This is a genomic window from Bradyrhizobium sp. CCGUVB14, assembly GCF_024199935.1.
Taxonomy (GTDB): domain Bacteria; phylum Pseudomonadota; class Alphaproteobacteria; order Rhizobiales; family Xanthobacteraceae; genus Bradyrhizobium.
The window spans coordinates 1,429,784-1,443,910 of the sequence record NZ_JANADS010000001.1 but is presented as its reverse complement, the minus strand read 5'-3'; the positions used below and the strand labels follow the sequence as shown (position 1 = coordinate 1,443,910).

Sequence of the window (14,127 nt, the reverse complement as noted above, 5' to 3'; positions counted from 1 at the left end):
AAAGCCGCCGCGGGATTGTGGGCCCGCGACGGCGTCGCATTCCGGTCTTTTCGAAAGAAAGAACAACTGAATCCGCGCATCGGAAAGCGCAGACGCACCGAGCTTTAAGTCCGAAAATCCCCGGCGTCGCGGAAAATCACGCCACCCGGCCGAGCAACTTCTTGGCTTTGGCCTCCATGTCCAGACGGCCATCCTGATGCGGCTTGTCGCGCGCGACTGCAGTGATGCCCTGCACAAAATCGAAGATGCTTTCAGGCGGACGGCCTTCCTCCGCCAGCACCGCGTCGATCACCTGGCATGTCCCGGCCTTGGAGGAGCCGCGGCGGCGCAGAAACTCGGTGCGATCCTCGTCGCTGCGCGCCACGATTCGCTCGCGGGCGGTCTTAATACCATTGACGAATGGCATGGGTGAGGAGTTGGCGAAGTTCAGCAGCGCCGGAGCTGCCTCGTGAGCAAAACGGGAGGCTGCGTATTTAGAATGGCGGATGGTTATTTCCTCGAAATCCTCCACGCCCCACAAATTGCGATTTTGGCAAACTGCGCGGAGATAGAAGCTCGCCATGCCGAGCGTTTTCGCCCCGACTTCCGAGTTCCAGCAATAGAAGCCCCGGAAATAGAGATCGGGCGAGCCGTCCCGGAGACGACCAGCTTCGATCGGGTTGAGATCATCGACGAGGAAAAGGAAGACGTCCCTGTCCGATGCATAGAGGATGGTCGTGTCCTTGGAAATGTCGATCTGGGGATTGTACTCCCGGTCGACCAGTCGAGCACACCCGGCACCTTCCACCGCGTGTCGCCCGTGCCATTGCCGGCGATGCGCTGCACGGCCTCGACCAACTCGTGATCATAGATCCGCCCGTAGTCGGGGCCGGTGACGGCGCGCAGCTCAACGCGGCTATCCTCGGTCTCGAGCGTCTTGATCTGTTCGACGCGATTAGCGGTCAGACCATATTGCAGGTTGATGCCAGCGAGTGCCGCGGGGAGCTGTCGTAGGTAAGCGGCTGGAGCGCCAACCCGGCTTGCAAGCTGGCCGAAGCTCCAGTGGGTCGGCGCGACTGGCTCGTCCGACCCAGGCAGCATCAGGACCAAGCGCTCGGGGTCGGTACGGCTTGCTTCCACATGGATGAGCGCGCTTTCGACCACGCGCGTCCTGCTGCGGTCCGTGCGCTCGCGCACCGTGCGGGCCAGTGCGTTGAGCGAGAGATAACGCTCATCTGCGGGACGGGAAAACCACTCCGAGGACACCCGACCGACGCGCTCGCCGCGACTTGCATCCACTCTGTAACCGCCGCTTGTATCGCGGTGGGCATCAAGAACCTGCGTATTCATGGGGGCAATCTCCATGACGGGCGCCGGAAGACTCTCCTCCGGCCCTCAACCCGTCACGGCCAACACCGCTCCACTCTTCCTCTCCTGCATCGTCTGTCGCCGAAGCCTACGAAATTCCGCTCCCGCCGCAGCTTGGGTCAGGGAAGGAAGCTTGAAGGGTGAAAACCCGGCTCAAGGTGAGTTTTCCGCGCCAGCCGACAACCCTGGTCCCGCAGGGAAACGACGAGCCATTGGGGTGCTGATCAGCAAAATCTGTCGATGAATACATCGCGCGTTTTTGAAGCGATATGATGCTGCGCGCCGACGAAGGTCCGCATGCGGAATCAGCAAAGCGATGGCCGCGGGTCGAGCGGATCATTGAGCGTGCGCGGATCGGCACAAAAGAGATTGATCACATCCAATGTGCGATTGCCGAACGGGCGGTATTCGAACAGCCGCCTCGGAATGCTTGCTTCTTGGCCACAGCTCCCCCTTCAGCGGCGATTCGGGTCCGTCCGAAGTTCTGATCGATCCGGAGATCGATTCTAGCACCACCTTCTCGGCCCAGTCGATATTGGCGAAAGGGCTTACCTATTGCTGGACGAATGGAGGCGGAATCGGAATCATCCTCGATCAGATCGCGGCGAAATATGCAAAGCCTTTCGCGCATCTTCGCCGTTTTGCTTCGGGCAGTTCACAAGAAGCCTCAATTCCTCCGGGTCGACTCTGTGGATGACGATGGACACATCTGTCAGGGGAACGACGCAATCGCTATGGGTTGTTTTTTTTAGCCGCGACTGTCATGGGAAACCGATCCGGCAATTGCTCAGAAAGAACATGGCCGACCGCCACGTCGATTTCGGCCGGCTGGCGGCCAGCGCGTTTCCGCTTCGGGTATTGGCATCACGCCAACTGCAATCCATCGCTGCACCCATTCCCCGACCTGCGTCGCGAGCGTATCCCGACCTCTGAGGCGAGCCGGGCGCGGGCCGAGTAGCTGCATTTCGTAGCCCTTTGTTTGGGGGCCAAGCCTCGCTTTGCGAGGCTGTCCAACGTGAACTCCGTTAATTGCCTCTAGCGCCGACGCACGCCTCGGTACTCCAGCCGCATTTTAGCCACTGAGAGCGGGGACTTCTTCATACCGCAGCGCGTCTTTAGCAACCTTGAGCGGTGACGCTTTGACCGATTTGCTGGCTGGCTTGGCCGCGAATTCCATCGGCTGCTTCGTGAAGGGATTCACTCCGCTACGGGCTTCAGTAGCGGGCTTGTTCACCACCGACATCTTTACGAAGCCCGGAATGATGAACTCTCCGGACTGGTTCAACTCCCTGTAGCCTACACTCGCCATCTGCTCGATGACGGCCTTTACGTTAGCCTTGGAAATCTCCGTTCCTTCAGCAATCGCCTCAATTAGCTGGTTCTTGGTCATTTTGGGCATGGGGGATTCCTTTGAGAGCCGCAATTCGGTCCGAATGTGTGAGCTATGTCGGCATCGTCACTTTTGTTCGCGCATGGCAAAGCCGCATGAATCGCTTCTCGTTCACACCAAGGTCATGAAGTGACGGGCTTAAAACCTATCCGAAGCCAAAACACAAGGATCCGTTCGAGGTGTTTGCTACATCCCGCCCACTTCATACGTCGGATGTTACGCGGCCATCGACCTCGGCAAAGTGCACAGCCTTGCCCGCCAGATTGGCGAGCGCTGCCCCTAAACAAACCCGCCCCGGGGGTTACAGGCCAGACGAGGGATGATCCATAAAGCGCGAGGCTCGCCGTGGATCATGAATCCTCGGCACGATCAGGATCGCCATCATCATCAGCGCGATGACGATCGGCATTGATCATTGTCGGCGGCATGGGCTTGACAGCCAGTCCTGTCCCGGCCGCTGGTCCGTTGGCGCTAAGGTAGCTGGAAAGGCCCTTGGCCGCGATCTTCGTATACTTATATGTGGCTCTTTTGAACTTTGAGTGGGCTACGCGGCATGGGGGTTGATCGGAGTGAAGTCGAGTTTTCCGGCGATGAGGAAGAGGACGGTGCGCATCGTTGTGAAACGGGTATAGCCGCGGGCCTTGCGTTTAGCCGCCTGGAATAGGCCGTTGAGGGCTTCGATGTAGCCGTTGGTCTGGCGGGTTTGCGTCCAGGCGACGATGCCGTCGAAGTGCTTGCGGATCATTCTGGCGACCTCCTTCATCGGCTCGACCCTGGAGCGCAGGACGTTGGTGCACCACTGTTTGAGCATGGCGGAGACGACGTTGATCTGCTTGCGATCGAGGATGTCGCGCAGATGCTCGCGATAGAGCCAGGCACGCGCCGTGCGTTTGGTCGCGGCCTGAGCAATCAAGGTGTCGAGATCGGCGCGACTTTCGTCCGACAGCCGGCCGCGGTCCTTGAGCAACGTCCAGCGCAGCCCTTTGAGGCTTGGATCTGTGCGCTGTTCGAGGCGCCGCATCTTGTCGACGGCAGTGGAAGCGTGGGCGACGACATGGAACTTGTCGAAGGTGATGCGGGCGTTGGGCAGATGATCTGCGACGCCCTTGATGAAGGCCGGCGACATGTCGATGCTGACCAAACGGACCTGCTCGGCGGTACCTTTGTGGGCGGCCAGATCGGCGGCGAAATCGGCCACCGTCTTGGCGTCCTTGCCCTCGGTGACGAACACTACCTTCCGCTCATCGGTGTCGGCGGTGATGGTCAGATAATTGTGGCCGCGCCGGCAGGACGTCTCGTCGATCGCCACGGCGGTCACTGCCGAAAGGTCCGCCTCGGCCAAGGCGAGATTGACATAGCGCGAGCAGATCGCGTGGACCCGATGCCAGGATTCGTCGACCAGCTTGGCGACGGCCGCAAAGGTCATCTGCTGGGCCATGGCCAGCACCAGCGCTTCGAACAGCAGGGTGAAGCCGGCGAGCTTGCCGAACCAAGCGGGCTCGGCCAGGACGACCTTCCCATCGGGCAGCTTCACCCGCGGCGTCCGAACCTCCAGGAAGCATTCGTGCTGGAAGAAGTTGAGATGTCGCAGCCGCTTGATCTGGGTGTCATGAACCGGGTGGACGCCCGCGACACCGGCGACCGCAAATCGCGTCCCGGCGACGAAATCGACAGTGATCGTCAGAACCTTCTTGGCAGCGTCGAAGTCGACGCCCCGAACGTACCACGGCTTGGTAATCCCAAGCGCCGATTCGAAGAGCTGATTTTGCACCGTCCCACACGCCTCCCAGAGCCCCACCTGCACCCAGCATCGCAAGGGGGCGGTCGGCCCTCAAGGACGCTTCGCGCCGCGGTGCGGTGGCCTGCGGCCATCCTTGACCGCCGAACGCCCCCTTGCACCGGGCAAGGCAGGTCGGGACGGAGGGATGGTCTCTCATCCGGTCGAACATAGGGATGAACGCGGCGCTCGTCGTCAAGCGGCCAAAGCCGTCACTGCCCCCACTCGGTTTTCAAAAGAGGCTTATATGTAGCCGCATTATCGGAACAAAGGCGTTCAGCACATCGCAAGATTGAACACTTGCGAGGAGAATTGCGCGAGAGCTAAGAGCACCTAAAAAGCCGCTTGCGTCATCGAGAAGCTGAGATTGCCACTCCGCGCAACACAATACCGGCGGCACTCGGCTTCCCAAGCGGATGAGGTTGCACGACAGCAGCATCATCTTTCGAAGCAAAGGGTTTGATTGGTCAAGCGGATGAGCCACCCCTGTTGATGGTCCAACCATTCTGGCTGGTAATAACCTGGCTTACGAGATTGACGGACGCCTCTGAAAGGCAAACCTGCTCGCGAGCAGCAGGAAACGGAAAACGAGAAAGCCCGCGTAGACGGTCGTCCCAATTGACAATCCGATCCAGATACCAATGGCGCCAAGCCCGATCTTCAAACCAAGCACGTAGCTAAGGGTGAAGCCGATCGCCCAATTGGCTATGCAGGCGAACAGTAGCGGGAGGCGGGTGTCCTTCAGTCCGCGCAAACCGCCCGCCGCAATGTGCTGTGCGGCATCACTAATAAAGAAGCTCGCGCCAATCAAAAGGAGATTTGCCGCCAGTTCTGTCGTCGCTCCGGTGCCGTCAGCCGTCTGGTCCAGAAAAAGACCGGTAATCTGAAAACGCATCGCGACGACCGCGGTCGTCAGCAGTGTAGCAGCCAGAATGCCGAGCAGTATAGCGATCAGCCCTGACCTTTTGACACCGGGACCGTCACCGCGGCCAACTGCATGGCCAACGCGCACGGCCGCCGCCGTGCTGATGCCTAGCGGAACCACGAACAACATCAAGTCGACCTGGACTGCGATCTGATGGGCAGTAAGTGCGCTGACGCTGACCAGTCCGGCAAGCAGCGCCGCGGCGGAAAACGATCCGTATTCCAGCAAAACAATCAGTGAGATCGGAATCCCGATCACGATCAACCGCTGCATGAAGGGCCAATCGAAATGCCAGAAACGCGCGAGGACGTGATAATCTCGGAAAGGGCGGCGCATTGTGGTAAACCACAGAACCGCCAGGAACATTGCAAAGTTCACGAAGGTGCTTGCAAGACCGGCCCCGAACAGGCCAAGCGGCGGCAGGCCCAGCCGCCCATAGATCAAGAGATAAGCCATGGAGGCGTTGAAGGGGATGGCCCCAAGCGTAATCCACAACACCGGCTGCGGCCGGTGGACCGCGGCCATGAAGTTGCGGAACCCCTGAAACCACAGTGCCGGCACCAGGCCAAAGGCTAGTCCGAACAGGTATTGCTGTGCGAGCTGCGCCACGTCGGGCGCCTCGCCGCAAGCGAGCAGTATTTGCTCACCGTGTAGCGCGAATGCCATGATCGGGAGCGATAGCAGCAGCGCCGCCCAGAGTCCCATGCGCAGCGTGCATCTTACCGCGGCAAGATCCTCCACCCCGAACGCCTGGGCTGCCAGGGGCGCGATCGGCGCCAGCAAACCTACGCCAAGGGTGAAGCCAATGAGGAAGATCGTGGCCCCCAACGCTGCCGCGGCAAGCGCCTCAGGACCGATGCGCCCGATCAAGGCAAGGTCGGTCGTCATCATCGCGACCTGCCCGAGCTGCGTCAACACCATCGGCCATGCGAGCTTCGCAACTTCGGCAAGCTCGACAGCGAAGTGATGGTATTTCCCCCATATCGTCCGTTTGTGCTGGAAGGCGAGCTGGGGCTTTTCGACGAGTTTGTCCATAGAAATAACGCTGTCCGATTCTTTTTGCCGGCCCCACAATTTCTGCTTCAGAGAGAAGAGGATTCGCTTCCCTGCCCTAAAACTCGCGATGACGACTGAGGCGAGCTCACATCAGCGATTGCGCGCGATTGATCCGCATTGAGTTCGAGGCCCGCCCGTTGCTCGCCGACTGATGAGAGCGCACCGTCACGTCCGTCAGCGGCACCGCCTTCGTGTGAAAGAGATGCGGCTGCTGGCCGACACACCGAAATGGTCGATCTCCAACATCGCACGGGTATCCGGCGCGAACTGGATCCTGGCATGCTCGATCTAGCCGGAAAATCTCGCAAGAGCGCGTAGCCAAAAGGGGACTGGCGTTAAATGTCCCGAAGTCACGTTCCTCGTATGCGGGTGATTGAGATCGTCGGTCACCTGAGAATCCTTGAACTTCCGTCCTGAACGAGTTTCTCTCTTCAAGGCTCGTGCCAACGCGAAAACCTTGAACTAGAAGGCGATCCGCTGAAGCGGATGTGTCGCGGCTCTGACAGCACGTCAGAGATCCGACAGCCGCCATCAGGGAGACTTGATCTCGACCTTGCGGTGGCTTGGGGCAAACCGCTCAGGCGTGGCCCAGCGCTATCCTCTCTTCAGCATCGACCGCTCGGATCTTTTGACCCTGCAAAGGGCGCGGCACGATGCTCTTTCGCCAATGGCTTGAAGCGTCAGCCTGCATGGGTCGGATATTGGGCTAGCTCAGCCCCCGCTGTGGTGAAGACCATGTCGCCTGAGAAAGAATAAGAGAGCGATAGCTTTGATCATTCGATACTCCGCGGCGGTCGGCGAGGAGCCTCGCTTTCGGCCCGCCCTCAAACAGTCGCGGAAACCCCATCATCCGTCCCACTCTGCTCTCGAACAAAAAAGAATGAGTTCGTGCAAGATCGCGGGTCCGCAACCTTCTTCTCTTCAGCTCTGTCGGCAGGCATCCGACAAAAAGCGAGGAATCCAATTTGCCGCCTCGCTGGTCTTCCTTGATACATGGAGCTGCAGCAGCCGGGAGAATGTATCGTGTGGTGCAAGAAGAGACGCTAGGCGCGGCAACTCACAAGGGAGGCAGCCGCAGGCACGCAGCACGGCGTCGCCCGTTGGTGGGACGCAAGGATCGACGACAGTCCTCAAAATCGATTAAAAAGGTACCGGCAGGCGCGCCCTACATACGCCGGCGCGGGACCCGCCGGGGCCCCGGGACCCGAGTGCCTTCGGCGAGGGCACAACCTTGATCGCTTGGGCGCGCGGGATCGAAGCCGGATGGCCCTACCGAGACGCGACGCGGCTCGGTTTATATGAGGCCCGGTGCGGCCAGCCGCACGCGCAGCAACAACCGAAAACGGGAAAGTCAGGCGCCGAAAGCTAGACTTCCTCTCTGGACTTTGTCTGAGCGTCATAAATTCTGATCTCAAGCCTGGGAAAGCGCTGTTTTAGCTCCTTCGCTCCGGCCCAGGCCCCGTCTTTGGTCGCAAATTCAGCTTTCAGTCGACCATCCACTTCGAGAGCAAAACCGAAGGCGGGAAGTCTTGGAGCGGCAGCGACCATTTCATTCCTTCAGCGCGTTGGACCGATCGATAACGGCTGCTTAACCTGAGTCGGGCGGTCCTCGCCAGCGCCGACCACCGCCATATGGCAACAAGCATGATGCGGCGGGGAATTTCCGCGGGCTTCAGAGTACCGGTCGGGGCCCCGCGGAATTCGCGCCCTCCAAACCGTAAGTAGACCGCCCCCTCGTGCCCCTTCCGCCAGAGCAGCAAGACCTTTCGACCGCCAACAACAGGAGCCCAGTCGGAGGCCTGCATCGTCCTTTTGCCGCAAACGAATCGTCCATATAATCGAAAAATGGGAAGTTTTGCGGTCAGGCCTGACTGCCTACGAAATTGGCGAATTCGCCGCACAGACAGGTTGTGGCCGCATCAAGGCGCTTTCTTTCGATTTCTGACCGGAGATACGGCGTGACATCTAGGATCGTCCCGCGCTTACAGCCAGAGGATGTATCATGAGCGATCTCTCGCAAGAGATGCGGTCGCGCACAAGTCCTGATGACGCCGTCGTCCTCGTCGTCGACGACGACGCTTCGATGCGCGAGGCTCTCACAAATCTGTTCGAATCGGTGGGCCTCCGGGTCGAGGCTTTCGGCTCTGCAGCCGAAATTTTGCAGGCCGACCCGCCAGAGCTGCCGAGTTGCCTCGTGCTCGACATCCGTCTGCCGGGATCAAGCGGCCTCGAGCTCCAGTCCGATCTCACCAAGGCTAACATCCACACTCCCATCATCTTTATCACAGGTCACGGCGATATCCCCATGACCGTCCAGGCTATGAAGAGCGGTGCGGTCGACTTCCTGACCAAGCCCGTACGCGAGCAGGACTTGCTCGACGCTGTCCAAGCCGCCATCGAACGAGATCGCAAGCGGCGCGACCTCGGGAAAATAGTTTCCGACCTGCGATCCCGCTTCGAAAGTCTAACGCCACGCGAGCGCGACATTCTGCCCCTGGTCACATCTGGCCTGTTGAACAAGCAAGTGGCGGGCGAGCTTGGCCTCGCGGAAATTACGGTCAAGATCTATCGCGGGCAGGTCATGCGCAAAATGCGGGCCAAATCGCTGGCCGACCTGATAAAAATGAGTGAAGCGCTTGGAATCTCTCGTCCGAGGGGAGACTTACAAACCTAAGTATGCTTTTCAATCCTGTGCCGCGCCCCCACTTTCCACCGTCGGCCGCAGCCGCGGCAAGCAGTCCCCGATCAAGAGCAGTCATCTTGTCAACGCCACCTGTCATTTCGGTCATCGACGATGATCCTTCCGTTCGCGCCGCAACGACCAACCTTCTGACATCGTGCGGATATATCGTTCAAACCTTTGCCTCCGCCCTTGAATTCCTCCAATCGGCGGAACTGCACGAGGCGTCCTGCGTGATATCGGACATCCAGATGCCGGCGATGAGCGGACTAGATCTGCTCAGGCACATGCGCGGCCTGGGCCATCACATGCCTTTCATCTTGATCACGGCCTTTCCGGACGATGCAGTGCGCGCCCACGCGATCAAGGCCGGCGCGATCGGGTTTCTTGCCAAACCGCTTGTCACGCAAGCCTTGATCAAATGCGTAAAGATTGCTCTGGAGGGATCGGACGGTCCAAGCGGATGACGCCTCAGCCGCTGTCCACCACTCGTCACTGGTTCCAGTTCATCTTGAAATCAACGGCGTTGTTGATCCGCCATATTCTGCGATGATCATCCGTCACGCAGCCATTCATGATGAGCGAGATCGGCAAAAGTGTTGAGCGCGCGGCGGACCGACCAAAGGGCTTCACGAAACAAGGATCCATGGTGCGCGCTCTCAAATCCCACCGGACCTCCACCGAAATCGCAGTATCTTCAATTGCGGTGCAATGAGTATGCACAAACCATCACCGCGCTCCGCTGAGGATTGTTTATCTCGCCGATGAGGCAATCCGTTCCTACGTGACGAATGAGCAACCGCATACGGTTGCCAAGTCTTTCGAGATGCGACGCGCAGGCGCTTCCTCGCCTTGCCGTCAAGGGGCAAGGCGAGGTCAGCGGTACTGCAGTTGCGGCCCTGCTTAAGCCGCAGTGCTGCGCCCGATTTCTTCGCTCACCCTGGTCGCTCCAGCTGCAACTTTCGCATCCGGCGGCAGGGTCCCAAAACCACCGCTGGTCAAGAGCCACGACCTTCTTTTGACGTGATCTGTTCTTGGCTCGGCATCGGCACTTTCTCTCCGGAAGCCCAAGATCCTGTCGTGCTGCTCATGTTCAGCTCCTTCAAATCGGCCCCTATTGGCCTATCGCGAGAAACAGCAAGGGCCGTGCCATCGCGCCTTACGAGCATTGAGCGCGTGATTGCGCTTCGCATGAACTCGCGAGGACAATCACCTGGTGTTTTGGATCTCACACTTTGCCAGACTCAGAACAAGGATTGCGAGCTGGCAACCGGATCCTATCGAGAATAGAGCCGGATGCACTATCGACTTTGCACAGACCACGGCAGGTCGAGGTTGAACGCGTGTGAGACGGGGCAGGATCGATCGTGAAATAGCTGACTAATGTTCGATCCCGGCGATCACCATCGCTATGTCGACCCTGTCTACTCGTTTCTTGTTGTCGTCATCTTGCGCGGCTTTCATTTCTCCTGAGACAGCCAGATAAAATCAGACAGACACATAAAAGCTCATAAGCTACAACTTCACGCCGCGTGCGGTTCAAGCCTCATCGGGGCCGTCCTGGCATGAGATAGCTGCAGGTGCTGCAGCGTCGGGTTGTTTGCTACCTTCAACGCCGCATCACCACCTCCCAGGTGATGCTGGGGCGGACTCGGCGCATCCCCCGATCCAAAGACGTCGGGGCCGCCCCACTCTTTTTTCAGCGACCGATCGGAAGGAAGGGATGAAGAACCGCGCAGCCGCAGCTGTGTCTCATCGACTCCCGCATCTGGCACCCAGAACACACGCGCGCGAAACCTTTCGTATGATCATCGTCTCCGTCCGGGGACAGAGTGATTGGTAAAGTCAGATGAAGCTTGGCCACGTGCAGCTTCCTTATCCAAACCCTTGCGCCGTATCACAGCCCGAGACATCAATTTTGGCACAGGACGTGCAGACCCATTGTTTATCGGGCTTTTGCACCACCCTCCCGAGTCCTGAGTAACGCCGCCTGCCATCATTTCAAGCGGGCGGCGTTGCTGTTTCACCAGGCGACCAACCACAGCGCGAGCCCTTCACACAAGAGTGTGCCGCTCGTATCAATCATTCGGATGTTGAGGACTTGCGCGCAATCTATCGCGATTTCCCTTGTTCGCCTCCGCTCATGGATTTCCTCAGCAGCAATCGGGCAATACTTACTTCATTATGTCCATATGCTTTCCGGCGTAAGGATCTCGAACGGAACGAGTCGTTGCTCGATTGACGGCGTGTCTGGACATTCGACCAAGCGCAGCATCACATCGATCAGCTCCTGCGGCATCTTGTCGAAGGGATGGCATATGGACGCGGTAATCAGTCCTTCGCTCAGGCCCTTGCGCGTCTCAGGTCCTAGGTCGCGGCAGACGATCCGGATTTTCCGCTGTCGTTCGGGAGACAGCTCGCGCATCGCACCTAAGACACCGGAAGTGGCGCCATCATTGACGAAGATGCCCATGAGGTCCGGATTTTCATCGATCAATTTTCGGATGACTTCATGGGCCTTCCCGGGGTCTTCATGAACCAGCAATGTGTCGCTGACGTCGAAGTCCGGGGCATGCTCGCGCATGTAGGAGCGAAAACTCGCGTCTGAAATATTCTGGCACTGATAGCGGTGGCTGCCGATCAAGGGAAATACCTTGCCTCGCTCGCGGACCGTCTGCCTGATGAACCAGGCCGCCGTTCGACCGGCCTTCCAGTTGTCAGTTCCCACAAAGCCTCCACGCCTCGCGGCGGAGAGGTCGGTGATATAGGCCACGACCGGAACCCGTGTGGCCCGCAATTCGTCGATCACCTGACTGACCAGTGGATGGTCGGCGGTGATGACGGCGACGGCGTCGCTATCCTTCCCAAGGCTCAAGAGGTTGGTGGCGACGGCTTCCGGGGCCAGGTCGTCCTCGAAGAGCACATTCGCCTTGATAACAGTATCGGTGCGCCGGGCTGCGGCAGCGACGATTTGTGCGGCCCACAGCTGATAAAGCGGCCGATGCGACCGCTGCATCAGAAATCCAAGATTCCGGTGCGGCTTCCTGCGCTCGCGCAGCGTGCCCAATCCGTAAAAGCCGATTCTTTCCGCTGTTTCCACGACGTGCTCCACGGTTTCGGAGCGCACCGTGGCACCACCATGCAGGAGCCGGTTTACCGTCGACATACTCACGCCGGCTGCCTGCGCCAAGTCGGCGATCGTTGGCCGTTTCATCGCTATCTCCAGCGGATGTGTCATCCGTGAATTGAGATGCCATGACAAACACAGACAGTTCTTTTTGGCATCTCAAAGCTACAGATCAAGCTGCATTCAACGAAGTGCGCACGTCTACGCCAGCGCCTTTCGACTAGTACCTCGCCACAGGAGAGTAGCCCCGCGGAATTTCACCGCGGGGCTCTCGCAGAACCGGACATGACAGTCTCCCGTCATCCGGCTCCCATCAGGCAAACGTCCCAGTCATACCGAGTCGCCAGTGCACAAAGAGTCCCGCACTTTCCTTGACGAGCCTTAGGAAGAACTGACTCGCACCAGTTTTGTTGCGGCTGAAGCGCTTGAACTTCCGCACCGCCCACGCCACGAGCGTCTGATTGACATATCGAAGGAAGGGATACAGTGCCGACCGAGTATAGCGCCCATAGTATGCAATCCATCCCCTGAGGAGAGGATTGATGTCTGAGGCTAGGTCCTGCAAGGACAGGTGTGTCCGCCGGCGCAAGTTCAAGTCCCGAATCGTCCCCCGCATGGTCTTCATTGCCGATGGACTGACTGCTGGATTAAATCCTCCAAACAGCGAGTTGGTTCGGGAATTCATTACCTGACGGGAGCGAAAGCAAAATCCGAGGAAGTCAAAGCTGACATTCGGGTGGTTGCCTTTGCGATTCCCATCTCTGCAGTAGACGATCTTGGTTTTCGTTGGATGCATCTCCAGATGGCACTCTGCCAACCGGACTTGAAGCTCGACCTTGAGGGTTTCTGCTTCTAGCTCGGTGCGGCAGTGCACCAGTCCATCATCTGCATAACGGCACCACGGGAGGTCGGGGTGCATCCTCGTCATCCAGAGATCAAACGCGTAATGGAGAAAAAGATTCGCCAGAGTCGGGCTGACCACTCCCCCTTGCGGGGTACCGCGGCTTCGCTCGATGATGGCTCCGTCTTCCTTCATCATGGGCGCCTTGAGCCATCTTTCGATGTACAACACAACCCAATTACACGTTATGTCTTTCCGGACAGCCCGGAGCATCAAATCGTGGTCGATGTTGTCGAATAGACCCTTGATGTCAAACTCTAACACCCAGTCATACTTCCAGCACCGCTGTCGCGTGACCCCTACAGCATCCAGCGCCGATTTGTTCGGCCTGTACCCGTAGGAGTCTGGAAGAAAGATTGGTTCTAGAATCGGCTCAATGACCTGCTTGACCACCATCTGCGCGATTCTGTCGCTCACAGTGGGCACACCTAAAATCCGTTCGCCTCCAGTCTTCTTCGGAATGGAGACGGCGAGCACCGGTGGGGGAAAGTAGCTTCCCGAGCTCATTCGATTCCAGATCTTATACAGATTTCCTGACAGATCCTTCTCGAATTCCTCGATCGTCTGCTTGTCCACTCCGGCCGCGCCCTTGTTGGATTTGACCGCTTTGTACGCCTCGTACACGAGACGTTTCTCGATGTTGAACGGTTTGTTTGTTGCACTCGTCGAGTTCATCCTGTTTCCAGTTGTTTCGGTGAATGCCACCGCCTGACCCGCCCCCTTTGCTCCAGTCCCATTACAGGACTTTCGACGCTCGTACGGGTCGGTCCGCCCCAGTTATCCGCATCGGTACTCTCGCCTCGCGGTTTTGGCCGCTTGTGCTTCTCCCTTGGCATCGGAGAACTGGTTCCTGCAGTTCCGTGCAATCGCCTGTATCCGGTTCACGCCCCCTTTACGCCGACCGCCACCTGTCCAGTCATCAGG

At 58.7% G+C, this 14,127-nt stretch carries 7 protein-coding genes and 1 pseudogene; 2 read left to right on the top strand and 6 right to left on the bottom strand.

The features are described from left to right. Positions 1 to 136 precede the first annotated feature (136 nt). From NLM32_RS06880 to NLM32_RS06865, 4 genes and pseudogenes are all read right to left on the bottom strand, one after another. A pseudogene (locus NLM32_RS06880) lies at positions 137 to 1,329 on the bottom strand (DUF932 domain-containing protein). A 1,090-nt stretch (positions 1,330 to 2,419) separates the two neighbouring features. Then, positions 2,420 to 2,746 (bottom strand): HU family DNA-binding protein, encoded by a 327-nt coding sequence (locus NLM32_RS06875; RefSeq protein WP_254128474.1) that lies wholly within the window; start codon positions 2,744 to 2,746, stop codon positions 2,420 to 2,422. 535 nt (positions 2,747 to 3,281) lie between these two features. Next, entirely contained in the window at positions 3,282 to 4,508 is a 1,227-nt protein-coding gene (locus NLM32_RS06870; protein ID WP_254127840.1) for an ISL3 family transposase, read from the bottom strand. A gap of 532 nt (positions 4,509 to 5,040) precedes the next feature. Next, a complete protein-coding gene (locus NLM32_RS06865) occupies positions 5,041 to 6,474 on the bottom strand; it encodes an MATE family efflux transporter (protein WP_254128473.1) in 1,434 nt (477 codons plus the stop codon). A gap of 2,023 nt (positions 6,475 to 8,497) precedes the next feature. On the opposite strand from NLM32_RS06865, the gene NLM32_RS06860 reads away from it, so the two are divergent. Together NLM32_RS06860 and NLM32_RS06855 are read left to right on the top strand one after the other, a co-directional pair. Continuing rightward, complete coding sequence (locus tag NLM32_RS06860; protein WP_254128472.1) at positions 8,498 to 9,169, top strand: response regulator transcription factor; 672 nt, start codon at positions 8,498 to 8,500, stop codon at positions 9,167 to 9,169. Positions 9,170 to 9,255: 86 nt separating this feature from the next. Further along, a complete protein-coding gene (locus NLM32_RS06855) occupies positions 9,256 to 9,642 on the top strand; it encodes a response regulator transcription factor (protein ID WP_254128471.1) in 387 nt (128 codons plus the stop codon). A 1,715-nt stretch (positions 9,643 to 11,357) separates the two neighbouring features. Here the strand turns inward: NLM32_RS06855 and NLM32_RS06850 are convergent. Then, positions 11,358 to 12,389: a LacI family DNA-binding transcriptional regulator gene (locus tag NLM32_RS06850; RefSeq protein ID WP_254128470.1), complete on the bottom strand. Its 1,032-nt coding sequence runs from the start codon at positions 12,387 to 12,389 to the stop codon at positions 11,358 to 11,360. Between the two features lie 226 nt (positions 12,390 to 12,615). Next, entirely contained in the window at positions 12,616 to 13,878 is a 1,263-nt protein-coding gene (ltrA, locus tag NLM32_RS06845; protein ID WP_254128469.1) for a group II intron reverse transcriptase/maturase, read from the bottom strand. Positions 13,879 to 14,127: the final 249 nt, after the last annotated feature.

Excerpts from the sequence above, each read along its gene's own strand:
- NLM32_RS06875 (WP_254128474.1), bottom strand. The coding sequence starts at position 2,746 with ATGCCCAAAATGACCAAGAACCAGCTAATTGAGGCGATTGCTGAAGGA.
- NLM32_RS06865 (WP_254128473.1), bottom strand. The coding sequence starts at position 6,474 with ATGGACAAACTCGTCGAAAAGCCCCAGCTCGCCTTCCAGCACAAACGG.
- NLM32_RS06860 (WP_254128472.1), top strand. The coding sequence starts at position 8,498 with ATGAGCGATCTCTCGCAAGAGATGCGGTCGCGCACAAGTCCTGATGAC.
- NLM32_RS06850 (WP_254128470.1), bottom strand. The coding sequence starts at position 12,389 with ATGAAACGGCCAACGATCGCCGACTTGGCGCAGGCAGCCGGCGTGAGT.
- ltrA (WP_254128469.1), bottom strand. The coding sequence starts at position 13,878 with ATGAACTCGACGAGTGCAACAAACAAACCGTTCAACATCGAGAAACGT.